The following is an 18,825-nucleotide window of genomic DNA, read 5'->3' on the forward strand; positions in this document are numbered from 1 at the left end:
ATAACCGCAAAAAAACGCGCAAAAACCGAACATATCTCCGTTTAAATCGATAAATATTTCAATTCAGCAACATCTTGTCATGTTTAACTTGACACCAACCTACCCATCGCTTTTTATTTTCACCACTTTGCGCGTCCCCCCACGCGCCTTCCGCCGCTCCTACAAAAAAGGTGAACAACATGGAGCCCACCCGCTCGCCCTTGCCGCATGCGCAATACACCGTGCCCGACGTTTACGCCCAGCCGCAGGAGCCATGCCAGCATGCAGCCTGACCACAGCGCAACCGGCAACGGCCAACTCCGTAAAACCCTGCGCCTCTGGCATGTGATCATCATCGGCCTGGCTTACCTGACCCCGATGACCGTGTTCGATACCTTCGGCATCGTCAGCGGGATCACTGCCGGCCATGTGCCCAGCGCCTACATCCTGGCGCTGGTCGGTATCCTGTTCACCGCCGTGAGCTACGGCACCCTGGTAAAACGCTTCCCGCAGTCGGGCTCGGCGTACACCTATACCCAACGTGCGATCAACCCGCACGTTGGCTTCCTGGTTGGCTGGTCATCGTTGCTGGACTACCTGCTGCTGCCAATGGTCAACGCGTTGCTGGCCAAGCTGTACCTCTCGGCCATGTTCCCCGAAGTACCGGAGTGGATCTGGGTGGTCGGTTTCGTCACACTGATCAGCCTGATCAACATGCGCAGCGTAAACCTGGTGGCGCATTTCAACTTGCTGTTCGTGGGCGTGCAGGTGGCGATCATCGCTGTGTTCATCTATCTGTGCGTACGCGGCCTGGGCCAGGGTGAAGGGCTGCGCACTACCTGGAGCCTGCTGCCGTTCGCCGATAGCCAGACCCAGTTCAGCGCGCTGGCCGCCGGGGCAACCATCCTGTGCTTCTCGTTCCTGGGCTTTGACGCGGTTACCTGCCTGTCCGAAGAAACCCGCGACCCGGCCAAGACCATCCCCAAGGCGATCTTCCTGACCGCGCTGATCGGTGGCGTGGTGTTCATCACCGTGTCGTACTTCATCCAGGCCTACTTCCCGACCATGGCGCGCTTCCATGACCAAGAAGCGGCCCTGCCGGAAATTGCCCTGTACGTAGGCGGCAAGCTGTTCCAGTCAATCTTCATCGCCTGCACCGTGATCAATACCATCGCCTCGGGCCTGGCCTCGCAAACCAGCGTGTCGCGCCTGCTGTACGTGATGGGCCGCGACAACGTGATCCCGGCCGGCGTCTTCGCCCGCCTGCATTCGCGCTACAAGACACCGGTACTGAACATTGCGGTAGTTGGGCTGATCTCGCTGTCGGCGATCTTCTTCGACCTGGTGACCGCCACTTCAATCATCAACTTCGGCGCCCTGGTCGCCTTCAGCTTCGTCAACCTGTCGGTGATCAACCACTGCTACCTGCGCGAAGGCAACCGCAAAGGCCTGGCCAACAAGCTGAAGTACCTGGTGCTGCCTACCATCGGCTTCTGCATCATTGTCTCGCTGTGGCTTGACCTGAACGCGCACTCGCTGATGTTTGGCGGCATCTGGGCTGCGCTCGGGTTGGTCTACCTTGGCTGGCTGACCAAAGCCTTCCGGGCAGCACCACCCAACTACGTCGCCGAATGACCCTCGCCGCCGACAACGCCCGCGCCTGACCGCGGGCGTTGTACTTGTTCGAAAAGGAATGCCCCCATGCCGCTGCGTCGCCTCTCCATCCAGTGGAAGATTACCCTGCTCGCCGGCCTGTGCCTGCTGGCCATCGTCGCCTTGCTGGTGGCCACATCGTTGACCCAGGCGCAGCGCAGCGCTGCCCTGGTCAACCAGGCCAACACCGCCATGCTCGACACCAGCGCACGCCATCGCCTGCAGGCCCACGCCGAAACCCAGGCCCTGCGAATCCAGCGTTACTTCATGGACGCCTACCAGTACGGCAATGGCTTTGCCCGCCTGGTGCAAGTGCTCAAGGCCCGTGGCGGCAGCGACCTGCGCGCCGAACTGACCCGCCAGGCCCGTGCCAGCCTGGCCGGCAACCCGGACGTGATCGGCTTGTACCTGGTGTTCCAGCCCAACGCACTGGACCAGCAGGACAGCCAGTTCATCGGCCAGGATGCTGCTGGCAGCAACGAAAGCGGGCGCTTCTCGCTGTATTGGTCGCAGCCTGGCCCCGGCACACTGGAGCTTGAGGCCATGCCGGAATCGATGCTTGGTGACGCCAGCATCGGCAGCAACGGCGCGGCGAAAAACCGCTGGCTGACCTGCCCGCAGGACACGGCCAGGGTGTGCATGCTCGAACCGTACCTGGACGAGGTCAACGGTCGCCAGGTGCTGATGACCAGCATTGCCCTGCCGCTGCTCGAGCACGGCAAGGTAGTGGGCGTTGTTGGCCTGGACATCGGCCTGGCCAACCTGCAGCAACTGAGCATGGACGGCCGCCGTGAGCTGTTTGATGGCCAGGACCAGGTGAGTATTGCCAGCGCCGCCGGCCTGCTGGCTGGCAACAGCCGCGACGCGGGCACCCTCGGCAAACCGATGGACAAGGCGGTAGCCGACGGCCTGTTGCGAGTGTCCCACCCTTTTGCACCAATCCCGGACGCGGCGCCCTGGCAGGTGTTACTGGAGTTGCCTGAAAGCGTGCTGCAGGCACCGGCCGTCACCCTCAACCAGCGCCTGGACGCGCACAACCAACAAGCCAATCTCACCAGTTTGCTGATCGGCCTGGGCGCCGCAGTGGTGGGTTTGTTGCTCGTGTGGCTGACCGCACGTGGTGTTACCCGCCCCATCCTGGCCGTGGCCGCACGCCTTGAAGACATCGCCAGCGGTGAAGGCGACCTTACCCGCCGCCTGGACTACGCCCGCGAGGACGAACTGGGCCAGCTCACGGGGTGGTTCAACCGCTTCCTCGACAAGCTGCAGCCGATCATTGCCCAAGTCAAAGGCTCGCTGCAGGAAGCCCGCAGCACTGCCGACCAGTCAGCCGCCATCGCCAGCCAGACCAGCAGTGGCATGCAGCAGCAGCACCGCGAAATCGAGCAAGTAGCCACGGCGGCCAACGAAATGAGCGCCACCGCGCTGGATGTTGCCCACAACGCCTCGCAGGCCGCCCAGGCCGCGCGTGCCGCTGACCAGGCCAGCCGCGAGGGCCTGCAACTGATCGACAGCACCCGCCAGGGCATCGACCGCCTGGCAGCCGGCATGAACACCGCCATGGACGAGGCGCGTGCGCTGGAAGGACGCAGCGGGCAGATCGGCTCGGTGCTGGAAGTGATTCGTACCATCGCCGAGCAGACCAACCTGCTGGCGCTGAATGCCGCCATCGAAGCCGCCCGCGCTGGCGAGGCCGGGCGCGGTTTTGCCGTGGTCGCCGATGAAGTACGTGGGCTGGCGCAGCGCACGCAGGTGTCGGTGGAGGAAATCCGCCAGGTCATCGAAGGCCTGCAGCAAGGTACCCAGGATGTGGTGGGCGCGATGCACGAAGGCCAGCGCCAGGCTCAGGACAGCGCGTCACGTATGGAACAGGCGCTGCCAGCCCTGCAGCGGATTGGCGAAGCGGTGACCGTGATCAGCGACATGAACCTGCAGATTGCCTCGGCGGCGGAAGAACAGAGCGCGGTGGCCGAGGAAGTGAATCGCAATGTGGCAGGAATTCGTGATGTCACCGAGTCGCTGGCGGGCCAGGCGGATGAGTCGGCACGCATCAGCCTGGCCTTGAACCGGCTGGCCAACCAGCAGCAGGCGCTGATGGAGCAGTTTCGCGTGTAGGAGCGGCCTTGTGTCGCGATCGGGCTGCGAAGCAGCCCCGGCAATTTGGGCGACACTGCTAAAACCTGGGGCTGCTTCGCAGCCCGATCGCGACACAAGGCCGCTCCTACAATAATTGCGCAGACCTGAAGATAGTTACTTCGTTACGACTGAGCTCATTTCATGGATCCCCAAAACAAACAATCGTTCTTCGACATCACCAGCGAACAAGGCCTCTTACGCACCTCGATCGCCGTCACCCTGTTCATCGCCACCATCGGCATCGCCTTTGGCATCGCCTCTGGCTCGTTTTCCATCATGTTCGACGGCGTGTACTCCCTGGTCGACGCCAGCATGAGCGGGCTGTCGCTGGTGGTGGTCAAGCTGATTACCTCGCACACCACCAGCGTGCATATGTCACGCAAACTACGTGAGCGTTTCACCATGGGTTTCTGGCACCTGGAGCCCATGGTACTGGCACTCAATGGCATCCTGCTCAGCGGCGTGGCCCTCTATGCGCTGATCAACGCGGTCAGCAGCCTGCTGCAAGGCGGCCGTCACCTGGAGTTCGGTATTGCCATGGTCTATGCCGTACTCACCGTGATCGCCTGCGTCACCATCGCCATCGTCGAAGCCCGCGCCAACCGCAAGCTGGGCTCGGATTTCGTGCGCATGGACGTCAAGGGCTGGGTGATGTCGGCCAGCATCACCGCTGCACTGCTGATCGCGTTCTGCTTTGGTTACGCGGTGCAGGGCACATCACTGGAGTGGATATCTCCGTACATCGACCCTGCGGTGCTGGCACTGGTGTGCCTGGTGATCGTGCCATTGCCGATGTCGGTGGTGCGCCAGGCGCTGTCTGAGATCTTCCTGGTCACCCCTGGCGACCTTAAGGAGCACGTAGATGACGTGGCAAAGGCATTCGTCAGCAAGCACGGTTTGCAGTCGTATCGGGCGTACGTGGCTAAGGTAGGACGCTCACGGGAGATCGAATTGTATTTCATCGTGCCACCAGAAATGGGGGCGAAAACAATCGACGAGTGGGACGCGCTGCGCAACGAAGTGGGCGATGCCGTTGGGGGTGAAGGGCCGGACCGCTGGATTACAGTGGTGTTTACCGGGGATACTGAGTGGGCTGAATAAGCCTAGGGGCGCAAAGCGGACCCAGGACCCTGAAAGCGAAAAAGCCCGCGACCATTGCTGGTAGCGAGCTTTGACGTACTGCATATGGTGGGTCGTGTAGGATTCGAACCTACGACCAATTGGTTAAAAGCCAACTGCTCTACCAACTGAGCTAACGACCCATTTGATGGCGCGTATAATACTGATTTCTAAAGAAAAATCAATAGCCCATCAATAATTTTCAATAATACCGTGTCGGGTCGTCTACACCGGCCGCCTTGAAGCCGTCGGCGCGCAGGCGGCAGCTGTCGCACTTGCCACAGGCACGGCCGTCATCGTCGGCCTGGTAGCAGGAAACCGTGAGGCTGTAATCCACGCCACGGGCCATGCCGGCCTGCACGATCTGCGCCTTGCTCATGTTCTGCAGGGGTGCCTGGATGCGGAAACCCTGCCCTTCAACACCCGCCTTGGTCGCCAGGTTGGCCATGCGCTCGAAGGATTCGACGAACTCGGGGCGGCAATCCGGGTAGCCTGAGTAGTCCACGGCGTTCACACCAATGAAGATGTCCCGCGCCTCCAGCACTTCTGCCCAACCCAGGGCCAAGGACAAGAATACGGTATTACGCGCCGGCACGTAGGTGACCGGTATGCCTTCACTTGGGGCTTCCGGCACGTCAATGCTGCTGTCGGTCAATGCCGAGCCGCCAATGCCGTCGAGGTTCAGGCCGATCACCTTGTGCTCGACTACGCCCAGGTCACGGGCAACGCGGGCGGCAGCATTCAGTTCGGCACGATGGCGCTGGCCATAGTCGAAGCTCATGGTGTAGCAGCTGTAGCCTTGGGCCTTGGCCATGGCAACCACGGTGGCCGAGTCCAGGCCACCGGACAACAGGATTACTGCGCGTTTTTCTGTCATGTGTGCTTGCTCCTCAATCAGCGTCCGGGTTCGTCGTTCCACAACAGCTTGTGCAGCTGCAGCTGGAAACGCACAGGCAGGTTGTCGGCAATGATCCAGTCCGCCAGGTCACTGGCATTTACCTGATGGTGGCTAGGCGAGAACAACACCTCGCCGGCACGCTCGGCCAGGTTGTACTGGATCAGCTTGGATACGGCCCAGTCGTAGTCCTCACGGGAACAGATGACAAACTTGACCTGGTCGTTGCGGGTCAGGTGCTCGATGTTCTCGTAACGGTTACGGTGCGACTCTTCGGAACCCGGAGTCTTCAGGTCGACCACGCGGCTGACGCGGGTGTCGGTGCCAGAGATATCGAGTGCGCCACTGGTCTCCAGCGATACCTCGTAACCGGCGTTACACAGGCGCTGTAGCAACGGCAAGGCGTTGGGCTGGGCCAGTGGCTCGCCACCGGTGACGCAGACGTACCGGGGCTTGAAGCCGGCAACCTGCTCAAGGATCGAATCAAGGGTACGAATGGTACCGCCAGTGAAGGCATAGGCACTGTCGCAGTACTGGCAGCGCAGGGGGCAACCGGTGAGGCGCACGAAAACCGTGGGCAGCCCAGCCGTTCGTGTTTCACCCTGCAAAGAGTAAAAGACTTCGGTGATGCGTAGTGTGTCTTGCATGCTCGCCACGGGCGTGACAGCTAAACAGGCTGCCCGCCTCCGTCAGGCACTGTCGCGGACTCGACATAGCGTTATCCGCAGCAGCGTGTTTACGAAAAAAGGGCAGTGATTCTAACGAAAAAACCCGCGGCTGGCGCGGGTTTCTTTCGAACGGTGCTGCTACAAGGCTTAGAGCTTCTGCAGGTCACGCTGTGCCAGTTGCGCGGCGGAGGTGCCGGGGTACTGGGTAATGACCTGCTGCAGGATGCCCTTGACCTTGTCGGTGTGGCCCATGCGGCGCTCGACGTCGGCCAGCTTGTACAGCGAATCAGGCACCTTGCTGTGCTTCGGATACTTCTGGCTGACCTGGGCAAAGGCCTGGCTGGCGCCTGGCAGGTCACCCTTGGCCAGGTTTACTTCACCCAACCAGTACTGGGCATTGCCGGCATACTGGCTGTTGGGGTACTTGCGCAGGAAGGCGTTGAACGCCTGGCTGGCCTTGTCGAAGTCTTTCTGCTTGATCAGGTCGAAAGCAGCATCGTAGTAGAGCTTTTCTTTCGCCGGATCACCGGGCTCGCTACTGGCGGCCGGTTGTTGCGCAGCAGCACCTGCTGCTGCATCGGGGGCGGCATTGGATGCACCACCACCGGAGGAATTGTCAGGGGTTGCGGCAGGCGCAGCGCCACTGTTGATGCGACGGTCCAGGTCCTGGTATCGCTCCAGGTTTTCCTGCTTCATGCGCGACACATCGTTCTGCAGCTCTTCGATGATGCCTTGCTGGCGGGAAAGCTGGTCCTGCATCTGTTGCAGCTGCATGAACAGCTGGCCCTGTGCAGAGGCAGGGGCCGAAGCCCCTGACCCGGCATAGGCGCCGCTCGTGCCATAACCCGCAGGCGGATAACTGCCTGCGTTGTCATCTACTACAGGGACCTCAGCCCAGGCCGCGAGCGGCAGGCTGAGTGCGAGGACGGTTACTACACGGCGGCACATGCGCATAAGAACTTACTTACGCAGTTCTACGCGACGGTTCTGAGCCCAGGACTGCTCGTCGTTGCCGGTGGCAACTGGACGCTCTTCGCCGTAGGAAACCAGTTCCAGCTGAGCAGGGGAAACGCCCTGCAGAACCAGGTAGCGCTGAACGGCCTTGGCACGACGCTCACCCAGAGCCATGTTGTACTCGCGGGTGCCGCGCTCGTCGGTGTTGCCTTCCAGAACAACGCGGTTGCCGTTGGCTTTCAGGTCCTTGGCGTGAACGTCCAGAGCGCGCATGGCTTCTGGCTTCAGGTCCGAGCTGTCGTATTCGAAGTAGAAGGTGGTGATTGCGCGCAGGGCAGCTTCTTCGCTCAGGGAGCCGTCAACTGCGCCAGTGTTGGCACCGTAGCCAGCGTTAGGGTCTACAGCAGCGCCTTCGCCTGCGTTGTCACCGCCCTTCGAGGAGCAACCTACAGCTACGGCCATGGCCAGAGCCAGCGCAGCAAATTTACCAAACTTCAGCATTTCCATCGTGAAACTCCTAATGAAACCCCAGTGTGTTAAGCAAAACGTATTACGCCGCAATCAGTTCAGGTAAGGGGACCAGGACGGTTCTCTGACTTCGCCTTGAGCGGTAGGAAGTGGGAGCCTCACGCGGCCATTAAGCGACACGAGCATCAAGACTCCCCGGCCCTGCTGGCGGGTGGCGTAGATTAGCATGGTGCCGTTTGGCGCAACAGTGGGAGACTCATCAAGACTTGTTTCAGAGAGAATCTTTACACTTCCGCGTTGCAAGTCCTGTGCCGCCACTTTGAAGTTGGTAAAGCCCTGTTGGCGATGGATCATCACCAGGGTCTTTTCGTCCGCCGAAAGTTTCGGGTTGGCGTTGTAGTTACCCACGAAGGTTACGCGCTCTGCACCACCGCCACCGACCGACTGTTTGTAGATCTGCGGCTTGCCGCCACGGTCGGAGGTGAAGTAAAGGGTGTTGCCATCTTTACCCCAGAACGGCTCGGTATTGATACCCGGGCCTGCGGTAACACGGCTGATCTGGCGCGATGCCACGTTCATCACATAGATGTCCGGGTTGCCGTCTTTCGACAATACGAATGCCAGGCGCGAACCGTCCGGCGACCAGGCTGGCGCGCCGTTCAGGCCTTCGAAGTTGGTCACCTGCTCGCGGCGGCCGGTATCGATGTTCTGGATGAAGATGCGCGGACGCTTCTGCTCGAACGAAACATAGGCAATACGCTTGCCATCTGGCGCAAAGCGCGGCGACAGGATCGGCTCACGCGATTGCAGCAAGGTGACCGCACGCGCACCGTCGTAGTCCGAACGCTGCAGGGTGTAGCGGGTGTTGTTGGTGGAGAAGCGCTCGGCCGTCACGTACAGCATACGGGTGGAGAACGCACCCTTGATGCCGGTGAGCTTCTCGAACGACTGGTCGGCAATGTAGTGCGCCATGTCGCGCAGCTGGTCGGTGCTGCCCGCCACGCTGCCGGTCAGCACTTGCTGCTCGGTAGCGACGTTGAACAGCGCGTACTGCACCTGCAGGCGACCGCCCGACGGCACGATGCTGCCCACCATCACGTATTGGGCACCCAGCGCTTTCCAGTCACGGAAGATGACTTCGCTGGCCTGCGACGGCTGGCTGATCATGTTCTGCCGCGGAATCGGCGAGTAGTAGCCGGAGTTGCGCAGATCGTTGCCGATGATGTCGGCAATGTCTTCTGGCAACACGCTGCCGCCCTGCAGACCGAACGGCACTACTGCGATGGGGGTTGCCCGGTCGCTGCCGCTGGTGACCAGGATGTTCTTTTCCTCTGCTACGGCCATGCCTGCCACGCAGCACAGCATGACCAGCAGTCCTCTCAGACGTTTAATCACAACGCTAGATCCTCAGGTGTAAATGTCATCTTGAACGAACGATATTGGTTGAAATCGCTCGGCTTCATACCCTGCATCTCGGTCAAACGACCAATGTTCTTCACCGCAGCCACCGCCGAACTGTCGTACGGGCCGTCACCACTGGAACGGGCCACGCTGACACTGGTGATGGTACCGTCCGGCAACATGTTGATCTGCAGGACCACCGTCATGCCCTTGCGCGCGGAAGGCGGACGTGCCCAGCCCTCGGCCGCGCGCATGCGGATCAGGTCGTCGAAGTCGCCGGCCACCTGGTCACCCTGCTCGTCGGCCAGCGCCTGCTGCCGCTCGGTGGTATCGGACAACAGCTCGGCCAGGGCCTGGGCTTTCTTGTCTTCTGCCGCCTTGCGGGCCGCTTCCTGTGCCTTTTTCTTCTGGGCGTCTGCAGCGGCCTTTTTCTTGGCCTCTTCAGCTGCCTTCTTCTTCGCGTCCTCGGCCGCCGCTTTCTTCTTGGCGTCCTCGGCTGCTTTCTTCTTGGCCTCTTCGGCTGCCTTTTTCTTGGCGTCCTCGGCGGCTTGTTTCTTCGCCTCTTCAGCGGCCTCTTTCTTGGCCTCTTCTTCGGCTTTTTTCTTGGCTTCTTCCTCAGCCTTCTTCTTGGCGATGTCGGCCTGCTGTTTCTCGGCGGCCTTCTTCGCCTCGTCGGCCTTCTTGGCTTCAGCGGCTTTCTTGGCCTCGGCAGCCTTGGCGGCGTCTGCGGCCTTGGCAGCGTCTTCGGCTTTTTTCGCTTCGGCAGCTTCGCGGGCCTCTTCGGCCTTTTGAGCAGCGTCGGCTTTCTTTTGTTCCGCGGCCTTCACAGCCTCCTGCTCGACCTTTTTCTGCTCCAGCTGCTCGACTTCGGTCTGGCGCGACGCGGTTTTCTTCGCTTCCCCGGCAATCTTCTGGTTGGTCTGGGTGGTCGCCTGGCTCTTGGACTTGAGCTGATACAGGGTAGCCTGAACGATCGGCTTGGAAGGCGGCAGCTCAGGCGTCATCGCAAAACTGACGAACAGCAGGGCGAACACCAGCACATGCAGGCCGATGGCCCAGACACTGGGCCAGAAGTAGCTTTCCGAGGCGGATGGCTCTCGCTGTTGCATCAGGGCGCCTCGGTAATCAGGCCAACGTTACCGACACCGGCCTTCTGCAACCCGCCCATGGCACCCATGACCGCGCCATAGTCGACAGCCTTGTCGCCACGGATGAACACCTGGGTCTGCTTGCCCTGGTCACGGCCTGCAGCAATGATCTTGGTCACTGCACTGGTCATGTCAGGCAAGGTCATGGCCTTGTCCATCTGTTTGTCGGTATCGACTTCGCTGCCAAGGTTCCAGTAGTAGGTCTTGTCGGCCTTGATGGAGATGGTGAGGATCTGGACGTTGTTGTCCTGCGGCAAGGCTTCGCTGGAAACCTTGGGCAGGTCGACCTTCACGCCCTGATTGAGCATGGGCGCCGTCACCATGAAGATGACCAGCAGCACCAGCATCACATCGATGTAGGGCACCACGTTCATCTCGGCGACGGGCTTGCGTTTGTGGCGAACTCGGGCCATGGGCTTCTACCTGATTACTCTTCGCTGGTGTGCACTTTGCGGTGCAGGATCGCCTGGAACTCGTCGGCGAAGGTGTAGTAACGACCGATCAGCACTTCGCTGCGCGCGGCAAACCGGTTGTAGGCGATTACTGCCGGGATTGCGGCGAACAGGCCGATGGCGGTGGCGATCAGTGCTTCGGCGATACCCGGGGCAACGGTGGCCAAGGTGGCCTGCTGGGCGCTGGCCAGGCCGCGGAACGAGTTCATGATGCCCCACACGGTACCGAACAGGCCGATGTACGGGCTGGTGGAACCGACGGTGGCCAGGAACGGCAGGCTTTGCTCGAGTTTTTCTTCCTCGCGCGAAATGGCCACGCGCATGGCACGGCCAACGCCTTCCATGACGGCGTCCGGGTCAACGCCTGGCTGCTGGCGCAGGCGCGAGAACTCCTTGAAGCCGGCACGGAAAACCTGCTCGACACCTGAGTCCGGGTCTGGGTTGCTGCCTGCCTGGCGGTACAGCTTGGACAGGTCGATACCCGACCAGAAGCGCTCCTCGAAGGCATCCAGCGCACGACGACCGGCACGCAGCATGGTGCTGCGCTGGAAGATCATGATCCATGAAGTGACCGAGGCGGCCACCAGGGTCAGCATTACCAGCTGTACCACCACGCTGGCATTGCTGACCAGACTCCACATGGAGGTATGGTCGACGACGTTAGCTTCCACGCTTATTCTCCTGCATTCGATTGATTACCCGAGCCGTCCGCCGCAAAGGCGTCGCGTAGCTGGGGGGGTATGGCTCGGGGTTTGAAAGTGTCGGCGCGCACGGCAGCCACCAGGAACTGCCCTTCGCAGAGCAGCGTTTCATCCTTTTCTCGCCAGACCTGCTGTACGAAACGCAGGCTGGCGCGATTGAGTTCAAGTACGTGCGCGGTGACCCGCAGCTCGTCGTCCAGCCGCGCCGGCGCGTGATAACGCGCTTCGCTGGAGTGGACCACGAACAACAGGTTGTCTTGCGCCAGTTGCGACTGGGAAAAGCCCAGGTGCCGCAGGCGTTCGGTGCGCGCGCGCTCCATGAATTTCAGGTAATTGACGTAATACACCACGCCACCGGCATCGGTGTCTTCGTAATAGACGCGACAACGGTGTGCGAACGGTTCCAGGCCATTTTGCGCGCGCATACTCTAGTGCTTACTCCTCAGCTTGCCAATCCGCTGTGGCAACTGTTTTTTCTTCATTAATGTCTTATTGCCAGCGCACCTTCGGCATGCCAGCGGTAGGACCACGAAAAGCCGGTTTTGATCTGTCATTCATCGCCTGCTTCGGAAAAATCTCCACCCTCCCCCAGGCGCCCGGGTACGTTCAGGCCAAAGTGCAGGTAGGCATGCCGGGTAACCACGCGGCCACGCGGGGTGCGCATGATATAGCCTTGCTGGATCAGGTACGGCTCAAGCACGTCCTCGATGGTATGGCGCTCTTCGCTGATGGCTGCAGCCAGGTTGTCCACCCCTACCGGGCCACCATCGAACTTCTCGATCATGGTGAGCAGCAGGCGGCGGTCGGAATGGTCGAACCCGCACTCGTCGACATCCAGCAGGTTCAGCGCCATGTCGGCCACGGCCTTGGTGATCTGGCCCTTGCCGCGCACCTCGGCGTAGTCGCGCACGCGGCGCAACAGGCGGTTGGCGATACGTGGCGTGCCACGGGCACGCCGGGCAATCTCGTAGGCGCCCTGGTCTTCGATCACCAGGCCCAGGATGTTGGCCGAGCGGCTGACGATGGTGGCCAGGTCCTTGTCGCTGTAGAACTCCAGGCGCTGGACGATACCGAAGCGGTCACGCAACGGGTTGGTGAGCATGCCGGCACGGGTGGTGGCACCGACCAGGGTAAACGGCGGCAGGTCGAGCTTGATCGAGCGGGCTGCAGGCCCTTCGCCGATCATGATGTCGAGCTGGAAGTCTTCCATGGCCGGGTACAGCACCTCTTCGACGACCGGCGACAGGCGGTGGATTTCGTCGATGAACAGCACGTCGTGCGGCTCGAGGTTGGTCAGCATGGCCGCCAGGTCGCCGGGGCGCTCAAGAATCGGCCCCGAAGTGCTCTTCACCGACACGCCCATTTCATGGGCGATGATATTGGCCAGGGTGGTCTTGCCCAGACCCGGTGGGCCGAAGATCAAAGTGTGGTCGAGCGACTCGCTACGGCCACGGGCAGCCTGGATGAACAGCGACATCTGTTCACGCACCACCGGCTGCCCGATGTACTCGTCCAGGCTCAGCGGGCGGATTGCCCGGTCCTGAACCTCTTCACGGTCGCGGCCACTGGCGGCGATCAGGCGGTCGGCTTCGATCACTTGGTAATCATCCCTTTCAGGCTGCGGCGGATCAGCTCCTCACTGCTCAGGCCGGCCTTGTCCTTGATCGCGGCGATTGCCTTGCTCGCTTCCTGCGGTTTGTAGCCCAGCGAGACCAGCGCGCTGACGGCGTCAGCCTCTGCGGTGGATTCGCTGGCGACCGGCAACGGGCCATCGGAGACCAGGGTGAACATGGCTGGGGAGGTTTCCCAGGCCTTGAAGCGGTCCTTGAGCTCGACCAGCAGGCGCTCGGCAGTTTTCTTGCCGACACCGGGCACGCGCACCAGGGCCGATGTGTCCTGGGCCTGTACGCAGCGCACCAGTTCGTCGACCTCCAGGCCGGACATCAGCGCCAATGCCAGCTTCGGCCCCACGCCATTGAGGCGGATGAGCTCGCGGAACAGCTCGCGCTCGCGCTTTTCGGCAAAGCCGTAAAGCAGGTGGGCGTCTTCGCGCACCACCAGGTGGGTGTGCACGGTGACGGTTTCGCCCACTTTGGGCAGACGGTACAGCGTGGTCATGGGAACTTCCAGTTCGTAACCCACGCCGTTGACGTCGATAATCAGGTGCGGCGGCTGTTTTTCCGCCAGGGTGCCGCGCAAACGTCCAATCACGTTCCGATCCTTCCTCTCGGGGAGCGGGTCAAAGACCGCTCAACCCTATCAGCAAATGCAGCGGGTGAACGCTTCACCCGGACAAAATGTGTATCAGCGCATGAAGCGCCTACAGACGCAAGCGCCCGCCGCGTCGCCGCGCCGTGGCCAGGCCATGTGGCACCAGGCTGGAACGGGTATGGGCGTGACACAGGGCGATGGCCAGTGCATCGGAGGCATCGATCTGCGGCTTTTGCGTGAGTTTCAGCAGGTGCATGACCATCATCATCACCTGCTCCTTGTTGGCCCCACCTGTGCCGGCGACGGCCTGCTTGACCTGGGTGGCACTGTACTCGGCGATTTCCAGGCCTGCTTCGGCGGCGGCAACGATGGCTGCGCCACGGGCCTGGCCGAGCTTGAGCGCCGAGTCGGCATTGCGGGCCATGAACACCCGCTCGATACCCATGGTCACGGGGCCGTGCTGGGTGATGATTTCACTGACACCACGAAAAACAATCTGCAAGCGCTCGTGCAGCTCGCCGCTGCCGGTGCGGATACAACCCGACGCCACGTACTCGCAACCACGGGCGGTCTGGTGGACCACGCCATAGCCGGTGATGCGCGAGCCGGGGTCGATACCTAGAATCAGAGTCATAGTGCCTGTTTGTTCAGAATGTACCGGCCTATTCGCGGGCAAGCCCGCTCCCACAGGGACCGCACCAAACCTGAACCTGGTGCAATACCTGTGGGAGCGGGCTTGCCCGCGAATAGGCCCTCAAGGCCAACGAAACAACCTTAGCCGAGGTTTTCCATGATCTCATCGGAAATCTGGGCATTGGAGTAGACGTTCTGCACGTCATCCAGGTCTTCGAGCATGTCGATCAGCTTGAGCACCTTTTCGGCACCTTCCTGGTCGAGTTCGGCGCTTGTGGTCGGCTGCATGACGATTTCCGCGTCAGCGGCCTTGAAGCCCGCCTCTTCCAGGGCATTACGCACGGCGTAGAAGCTGTTGAACGAAGTGAATACATCGAACGAACCGTCATCGTTGGCCACCACGTCGTCGGCATCGGCCTCCATCGCCGCTTCCATCAACGCGTCTTCTTCAACGCCGGGCGCAAAGCTGATCTGCCCCTTGCGTTCGAACAGGTAAGCCACCGAACCGTCGGTACCCAGGTTGCCGCCACACTTGGTGAAGGCATGACGCACAGCGGCAGCAGTGCGGTTGCGGTTGTCGGTCATGGCTTCGACCATGATCGCCACGCCGCCCGGACCGTAACCTTCGTAGCTGAGCTCTTCGACGTTGTCGCTTTCGTTGGTGCCAGCACCGCGGGCCACGGCGCGATCGATGATGTCGCGGCTCATGTTGGCACCCAAGGCCTTGTCCAGTGCCAGGCGCAAGCGCGGGTTGGATGCCGGGTCAGCACCACCTTGCTTGGCAGCGACCGTCAGCTCACGGATCCACTTGGTGAAGATCTTGCCTCTCTTGGCATCCTGGCGCTCTTTGCGGTGCTTGATGTTCGCCCACTTGGAATGACCAGCCATAACGACTCCGAATCCTTTGTTTCACAAACAGCCCCGCCCCTGTACGGGGCGGGACGGGAAAATACCTGCGCCGAAACGCAAAGGCGCATCCATGTGGATGCGCCCGGGGACTGCTTACTCGACCTTGGTCTGTTCGCGCAGTCGGATGTGCAGCTCGCGCAGGGCCTTGGCATCGACCAGGCCTGGGGCCTGGGTCATGACGCATGCGGCGCTCTGGGTTTTCGGGAAGGCGATCACTTCACGGATCGACTGGGCACCGGTCATCAGCATGACCAGGCGGTCCAGGCCGAAGGCCAGGCCACCGTGTGGCGGTGCGCCGAACTTCAGGGCGTCGAGCAGGAAGCCGAACTTCTCTTCCTGTTCTTCTGCCTCGATACCCAGCAGGCGGAAGACCGCCTGTTGCATCTCTTTGCGGTGGATACGGATCGAACCGCCACCCAGCTCGGTACCGTTCAGGACCATGTCGTAGGCACGGGACAGGGCTGTGGCCGGGTTGGCCTCCAGCTCTTGCGGGGTGCACTTCGGCGCGGTGAACGGGTGGTGCAGTGCAGTGAAGCTGCCGTCTTCGTTCTCTTCGAACATCGGGAAGTCGACAACCCACATCGGTGCCCACTCGCAGGTGTGCAGGTTGAAGTCGTTGCCGACCTTGATGCGCAGAGCACCCAGGGCCTCGCTGACGACCTTGAACTTGTCGGCACCGAAGAAGACGATGTCGCCATCTACCGCGCCAACGCGATCGAGGATCACGTTGAGGTTGGCTTCAGGGATGTTCTTGACGATCGGCGACTGCAGGCCTTCGACGCCCTTGGCGCGCTCGTTGACCTTGATGTACGCCAGGCCCTTGGCACCATAGATACCAACAAACTTGGTGTACTCGTCGATCTTGCTGCGCGGCATGCTGGCAGCGCCTGGCACGCGCAGGGCAGTAACGCGGCACTTCGGATCGTTGGCGGGGCCTGCGAATACCTTGAAGTCGACATCCTTCAGCTGATCGGCAACGTCGACCAGTTCCAGCGGGTTACGCAGGTCCGGCTTGTCGGAACCGTAGCGGCGCATGGCTTCTTCGAAGGTCATGTGCGGGAATTCGCCGAATTCCAGGTCCAGCACTTCCTTGAACAGCTTGCGGATCATGCTTTCGGTCAAGCCCATGATCTCGCTTTCATCGAGGAAGCTGGTCTCGATGTCGATCTGGGTGAATTCCGGCTGGCGATCGGCACGCAGGTCTTCGTCACGGAAGCACTTGGCGATCTGGTAGTAGCGGTCGAAACCGGCAACCATCAGCAGCTGCTTGAACAGCTGCGGCGACTGCGGCAGTGCGAAGAAGCTGCCAGCGTGGGTACGGCTTGGCACCAGATAGTCACGCGCGCCTTCCGGAGTGGCACGGGTGAGGATCGGGGTTTCGACGTCGAGGAAGCCGTTGTCGTCCATGAAGCGACGAATGCTGCTGGTGATGCGCGAACGCAGGCGCAGCTTTTCGGCCATTTCTGGGCGACGCAGGTCGATGAAGCGGTAGCGCAGGCGGGTTTCCTCGCCAACGTCGGAGTACTCGTTCAGCGGGAACGGCGGGGTTTCTGCTTCATTGAGCACGGTCAGCTGGTAGCCGAGGATCTCAATGGCGCCGGAGGCCATGTTGGCATTCACCGCACCGTCCGGGCGCTTGCGCACCTTGCCGGTGACCTGCACGACGTATTCGCTACGCACGCGGTCGGCGGCGGCGAAGGTTTCGGCGCGATCCGGGTCGAACACGACCTGGGCCATGCCTTCGCGGTCACGGATGTCGAGGAAGATCACCCCGCCGTGGTCGCGGCGACGATGGACCCAGCCGCAAAGGGTGACTTCCTGGCCGTCCAGGCTCTCGTTCAGTTGGCCGCAATAATGGCTGCGCATCATGATGGTGGTTTCGCTTCTCGTGATTCGTGTATTCGGTGGAGGCCTTGGCCGCCCGGAGGGCTAATACTGCAAGACCCGGTCACAGCATTCAACTCAGTCGGCCTTGTCGCCGCCTGCCAGATTCTTTTTCGCCCCGGTCTTGAAGTCGGTTTCGTACCAACCATTACCGCTCAGGCGAAAGCCCGGCACCGACAGCAGCTTCTTCAGCGCGGGCGCCTGGCAGGCCGGGCAATCGGTCAGCGGCGCGGCGCTGATCTTTTGCAGCACTTCCATGCGGTGCTCGCAGGACGCACATTGATAGTCATAAAGGGGCATGGGTGTCTCTCGTCAACCATAAAGCTGGCTGCCGGGGCAGCAAAAAGCGGGATTATATATGGTTAACAAGCACTGCGCAGCCCGCCCGGCGATCAGCGCGCACTTGGCGGGTTTTGCAGCCAGGCCACACAAATGACCCGGATCAGCCCACTGAAGTTGCGAACCCCACCCTGACGCAGGTGCACCTCGCGGTCCACGTAGGACAATACGGCACTGACCGAACAGCGGTTGGCGGCGGCAATCCGCTCCAGGATACCCCAGTAGACGGCCTCCAGGCGCAGACAGGTGGAAAACCCGTTGAGCCGCACCGAACGCGACACCGGCTGGATCTGCAACATGTCGAAATCCGCCTTGAACGGATCAATACACTGTTTTCCTGGCCAACTGCCCTGGCCAGCCACACGCTTGCTCGCTTGCATGATGCGCCCTACTCCCTCGTCACCGGTAACAGGTGAGCTATGAAGCGCTGACGGGCGAGGTTAAAGCAGCGGCAAAATCTTCCTGCACAACAATCCAAAAGGCACACACAAGACCTGTAGGAGCGGCCTTGTGTCGCGATGGGCTGCGCAGCAGCCCCGGCAATCTGTGCCAAGGCTGCAATTTTGGGGCTGCTGCGCAGCCCATCGCGACGCAAGGCCGCTCCTACAGGGATCTGCGCAGGCCAGACGGGTCCGTGAACTTACTTGCCGTCGAGCAGCACCCGCAACATCCACGCAGTTTTTTCGTGCACCTGCATGCGCTGGGTCAGCAGGTCGGCGGTCGGTTCGTCACTGACCTTGTCCACTACCGGGAAGATGCTGCGCGCGGTACGCACCACAGCCTCCTGGCCCTGGACCAGTTGGCGGATCATCTCGTCCGCCGGGGGCACGCCTTCCTCCTCCTTGATCGAGGAATGCCGCGCATAGAATGCATACGACCCCGGCGCCGGGAAGCCCAGGGCACGGATGCGCTCGGCAATCGAATCGACCGCCAGCGCCAACTCGTTGTACTGCTCCTCGAACATCAGGTGCAGGGTGCGGAACGACGGACCGGTGACGTTCCAGTGGAAGTTATGGGTTTTCAGATACAACACGTAGGTATCCGATAACAGGCGGGACAACCCATCGACGATGGATTTGCGATCTTCTTCAGTGATACCGATATCGATTGCCATGAAGTTCCCCTTTCCATAAGGCTTGAGACTCAAGCGGACGCCGACCACTGTAGCAACACTTGACCTGCATCGCCTGTGACATGGCGCAACACATCGCCCGGCGGGCAGCCTGCAGTTTGAGTAGCCTGCGGCTTTACTGTTAAATAGGCACCGTGCCACCC

General features: G+C 61.3%; 20 protein-coding genes, 1 tRNA gene and 1 pseudogene. 4 read left to right on the forward strand and 18 right to left on the reverse strand.

What is annotated here, in order from left to right; translation table 11 throughout:
* The first annotated feature begins 261 nt into the window (after positions 1-261).
* The 4 genes and pseudogenes from ACQKPZ_RS11895 (at position 262) to ACQKPZ_RS11910 (ending at position 4,869) form a co-directional block, all read left to right on the forward strand.
* Entirely contained in the window at positions 262-1,614 is a 1,353-nt protein-coding gene (locus ACQKPZ_RS11895) for an APC family permease (protein WP_427538058.1), read from the forward strand.
* A 285-nt stretch (positions 1,615-1,899) separates the two neighbouring features.
* A pseudogene (locus ACQKPZ_RS11900) lies at positions 1,900-2,889 on the forward strand (HAMP domain-containing protein); the annotation flags it as partial.
* A gap of 102 nt (positions 2,890-2,991) precedes the next feature.
* On the forward strand, positions 2,992-3,747 hold the full coding sequence (locus ACQKPZ_RS11905) for a methyl-accepting chemotaxis protein (protein WP_427538149.1): 756 nt from the start codon (positions 2,992-2,994) through the stop codon (positions 3,745-3,747).
* Between the two features lie 162 nt (positions 3,748-3,909).
* The gene (locus ACQKPZ_RS11910) at positions 3,910-4,869 is read left to right on the forward strand and encodes a cation diffusion facilitator family transporter (RefSeq protein WP_427538061.1); all 960 of its coding nucleotides are present in this window, start codon (positions 3,910-3,912) and stop codon (positions 4,867-4,869) included.
* Positions 4,870-4,954: 85 nt separating this feature from the next.
* Here the strand turns inward: ACQKPZ_RS11910 and ACQKPZ_RS11915 are convergent.
* The 18 genes from ACQKPZ_RS11915 to ACQKPZ_RS12000 form a co-directional block, all read right to left on the reverse strand.
* A tRNA-Lys gene (locus tag ACQKPZ_RS11915) sits at positions 4,955-5,030 on the reverse strand.
* 59 nt (positions 5,031-5,089) lie between these two features.
* Positions 5,090-5,764, reverse strand: coding sequence for a 7-cyano-7-deazaguanine synthase QueC (gene queC / locus ACQKPZ_RS11920; protein WP_427538064.1), 675 nt, complete (start codon positions 5,762-5,764; stop codon positions 5,090-5,092).
* Between the two features lie 17 nt (positions 5,765-5,781).
* Positions 5,782-6,429 (reverse strand): 7-carboxy-7-deazaguanine synthase QueE, encoded by a 648-nt coding sequence (queE, locus tag ACQKPZ_RS11925; protein WP_427538067.1) that lies wholly within the window; start codon positions 6,427-6,429, stop codon positions 5,782-5,784.
* Positions 6,430-6,597: 168 nt separating this feature from the next.
* Positions 6,598-7,404, reverse strand: coding sequence for a tol-pal system protein YbgF (gene ybgF, locus ACQKPZ_RS11930; RefSeq protein ID WP_110743807.1), 807 nt, complete (start codon positions 7,402-7,404; stop codon positions 6,598-6,600).
* 6 nt (positions 7,405-7,410) lie between these two features.
* A complete protein-coding gene (gene pal / locus ACQKPZ_RS11935; protein ID WP_003254755.1) occupies positions 7,411-7,911 on the reverse strand; it encodes a peptidoglycan-associated lipoprotein Pal in 501 nt (166 codons plus the stop codon).
* A gap of 54 nt (positions 7,912-7,965) precedes the next feature.
* The gene (gene tolB, locus ACQKPZ_RS11940) at positions 7,966-9,237 is read right to left on the reverse strand and encodes a Tol-Pal system beta propeller repeat protein TolB (RefSeq protein WP_391127218.1); all 1,272 of its coding nucleotides are present in this window, start codon (positions 9,235-9,237) and stop codon (positions 7,966-7,968) included.
* Between the two features lie 26 nt (positions 9,238-9,263).
* The gene (gene tolA, locus ACQKPZ_RS11945) at positions 9,264-10,382 is read right to left on the reverse strand and encodes a cell envelope integrity protein TolA (RefSeq protein WP_427538070.1); all 1,119 of its coding nucleotides are present in this window, start codon (positions 10,380-10,382) and stop codon (positions 9,264-9,266) included.
* Positions 10,382-10,834: a protein TolR gene (tolR, locus tag ACQKPZ_RS11950; RefSeq protein ID WP_008090221.1), complete on the reverse strand. Its 453-nt coding sequence runs from the start codon at positions 10,832-10,834 to the stop codon at positions 10,382-10,384. The genes tolA and tolR overlap by 1 nt, the downstream gene beginning before the upstream one ends.
* 14 nt (positions 10,835-10,848) lie before the next feature.
* On the reverse strand, positions 10,849-11,544 hold the full coding sequence (gene tolQ / locus ACQKPZ_RS11955; RefSeq protein ID WP_010952367.1) for a protein TolQ: 696 nt from the start codon (positions 11,542-11,544) through the stop codon (positions 10,849-10,851).
* Positions 11,545-11,546: 2 nt separating this feature from the next.
* Positions 11,547-11,999 (reverse strand): tol-pal system-associated acyl-CoA thioesterase, encoded by a 453-nt coding sequence (ybgC, locus tag ACQKPZ_RS11960; protein ID WP_403199436.1) that lies wholly within the window; start codon positions 11,997-11,999, stop codon positions 11,547-11,549.
* Positions 12,000-12,124: 125 nt separating this feature from the next.
* Positions 12,125-13,171, reverse strand: coding sequence for a Holliday junction branch migration DNA helicase RuvB (gene ruvB, locus ACQKPZ_RS11965; RefSeq protein WP_427538073.1), 1,047 nt, complete (start codon positions 13,169-13,171; stop codon positions 12,125-12,127).
* Positions 13,168-13,785 (reverse strand): Holliday junction branch migration protein RuvA, encoded by a 618-nt coding sequence (ruvA, locus tag ACQKPZ_RS11970; RefSeq protein WP_391127058.1) that lies wholly within the window; start codon positions 13,783-13,785, stop codon positions 13,168-13,170. Before ruvA ends, ruvB begins: the two co-directional genes overlap by 4 nt.
* Before the next feature lie 109 nt (positions 13,786-13,894).
* Positions 13,895-14,419 (reverse strand): crossover junction endodeoxyribonuclease RuvC, encoded by a 525-nt coding sequence (ruvC, locus tag ACQKPZ_RS11975; protein ID WP_427538076.1) that lies wholly within the window; start codon positions 14,417-14,419, stop codon positions 13,895-13,897.
* A gap of 140 nt (positions 14,420-14,559) precedes the next feature.
* Positions 14,560-15,306 carry a YebC/PmpR family DNA-binding transcriptional regulator gene (locus ACQKPZ_RS11980; protein ID WP_046616204.1) on the reverse strand — a complete coding sequence of 249 codons (747 nt, stop codon included), beginning with the start codon at positions 15,304-15,306 and terminating at the stop codon, positions 14,560-14,562.
* A gap of 114 nt (positions 15,307-15,420) precedes the next feature.
* Positions 15,421-17,196 carry an aspartate--tRNA ligase gene (aspS, locus tag ACQKPZ_RS11985; RefSeq protein ID WP_391127064.1) on the reverse strand — a complete coding sequence of 592 codons (1,776 nt, stop codon included), beginning with the start codon at positions 17,194-17,196 and terminating at the stop codon, positions 15,421-15,423.
* Between the two features lie 93 nt (positions 17,197-17,289).
* Entirely contained in the window at positions 17,290-17,511 is a 222-nt protein-coding gene (locus tag ACQKPZ_RS11990) for an FmdB family zinc ribbon protein (protein WP_003254776.1), read from the reverse strand.
* Between the two features lie 92 nt (positions 17,512-17,603).
* On the reverse strand, positions 17,604-17,933 hold the full coding sequence (locus ACQKPZ_RS11995; protein WP_403199557.1) for a ribbon-helix-helix domain-containing protein: 330 nt from the start codon (positions 17,931-17,933) through the stop codon (positions 17,604-17,606).
* Positions 17,934-18,190: 257 nt separating this feature from the next.
* Positions 18,191-18,664, reverse strand: a complete 474-nt coding sequence (locus tag ACQKPZ_RS12000) for a Dps family protein (protein WP_427538079.1) — start codon at positions 18,662-18,664, stop codon at positions 18,191-18,193.
* Positions 18,665-18,825 lie beyond the last annotated feature (161 nt).

The sequence above is a fragment of the Pseudomonas sp. NPDC089547 genome (assembly GCF_050280665.1).
Lineage (GTDB): Bacteria > Pseudomonadota > Gammaproteobacteria > Pseudomonadales > Pseudomonadaceae > Aquipseudomonas.

Coding starts and splice junctions, on each gene's coding strand:
- ACQKPZ_RS11895 (WP_427538058.1), top strand. CDS start 262: ATGCAGCCTGACCACAGCGCAACCGGCAACGGCCAACTCCGTAAAACC.
- ACQKPZ_RS11905 (WP_427538149.1), top strand. CDS start 2,992: ATGCAGCAGCAGCACCGCGAAATCGAGCAAGTAGCCACGGCGGCCAAC.
- ACQKPZ_RS11910 (WP_427538061.1), top strand. CDS start 3,910: ATGGATCCCCAAAACAAACAATCGTTCTTCGACATCACCAGCGAACAA.
- queC (WP_427538064.1), bottom strand. CDS start 5,764: ATGACAGAAAAACGCGCAGTAATCCTGTTGTCCGGTGGCCTGGACTCG.
- queE (WP_427538067.1), bottom strand. CDS start 6,429: ATGCAAGACACACTACGCATCACCGAAGTCTTTTACTCTTTGCAGGGT.
- ybgF (WP_110743807.1), bottom strand. CDS start 7,404: ATGCGCATGTGCCGCCGTGTAGTAACCGTCCTCGCACTCAGCCTGCCG.
- pal (WP_003254755.1), bottom strand. CDS start 7,911: ATGGAAATGCTGAAGTTTGGTAAATTTGCTGCGCTGGCTCTGGCCATG.
- tolB (WP_391127218.1), bottom strand. CDS start 9,237: ATGCTGTGCTGCGTGGCAGGCATGGCCGTAGCAGAGGAAAAGAACATC.
- tolA (WP_427538070.1), bottom strand. CDS start 10,382: ATGCAACAGCGAGAGCCATCCGCCTCGGAAAGCTACTTCTGGCCCAGT.
- tolR (WP_008090221.1), bottom strand. CDS start 10,834: ATGGCCCGAGTTCGCCACAAACGCAAGCCCGTCGCCGAGATGAACGTG.
- ybgC (WP_403199436.1), bottom strand. CDS start 11,999: ATGCGCGCGCAAAATGGCCTGGAACCGTTCGCACACCGTTGTCGCGTC.
- ruvC (WP_427538076.1), bottom strand. CDS start 14,419: ATGACTCTGATTCTAGGTATCGACCCCGGCTCGCGCATCACCGGCTAT.
- ACQKPZ_RS11980 (WP_046616204.1), bottom strand. CDS start 15,306: ATGGCTGGTCATTCCAAGTGGGCGAACATCAAGCACCGCAAAGAGCGC.
- aspS (WP_391127064.1), bottom strand. CDS start 17,196: ATGATGCGCAGCCATTATTGCGGCCAACTGAACGAGAGCCTGGACGGC.
- ACQKPZ_RS11990 (WP_003254776.1), bottom strand. CDS start 17,511: ATGCCCCTTTATGACTATCAATGTGCGTCCTGCGAGCACCGCATGGAA.
- ACQKPZ_RS12000 (WP_427538079.1), bottom strand. CDS start 18,664: ATGGCAATCGATATCGGTATCACTGAAGAAGATCGCAAATCCATCGTC.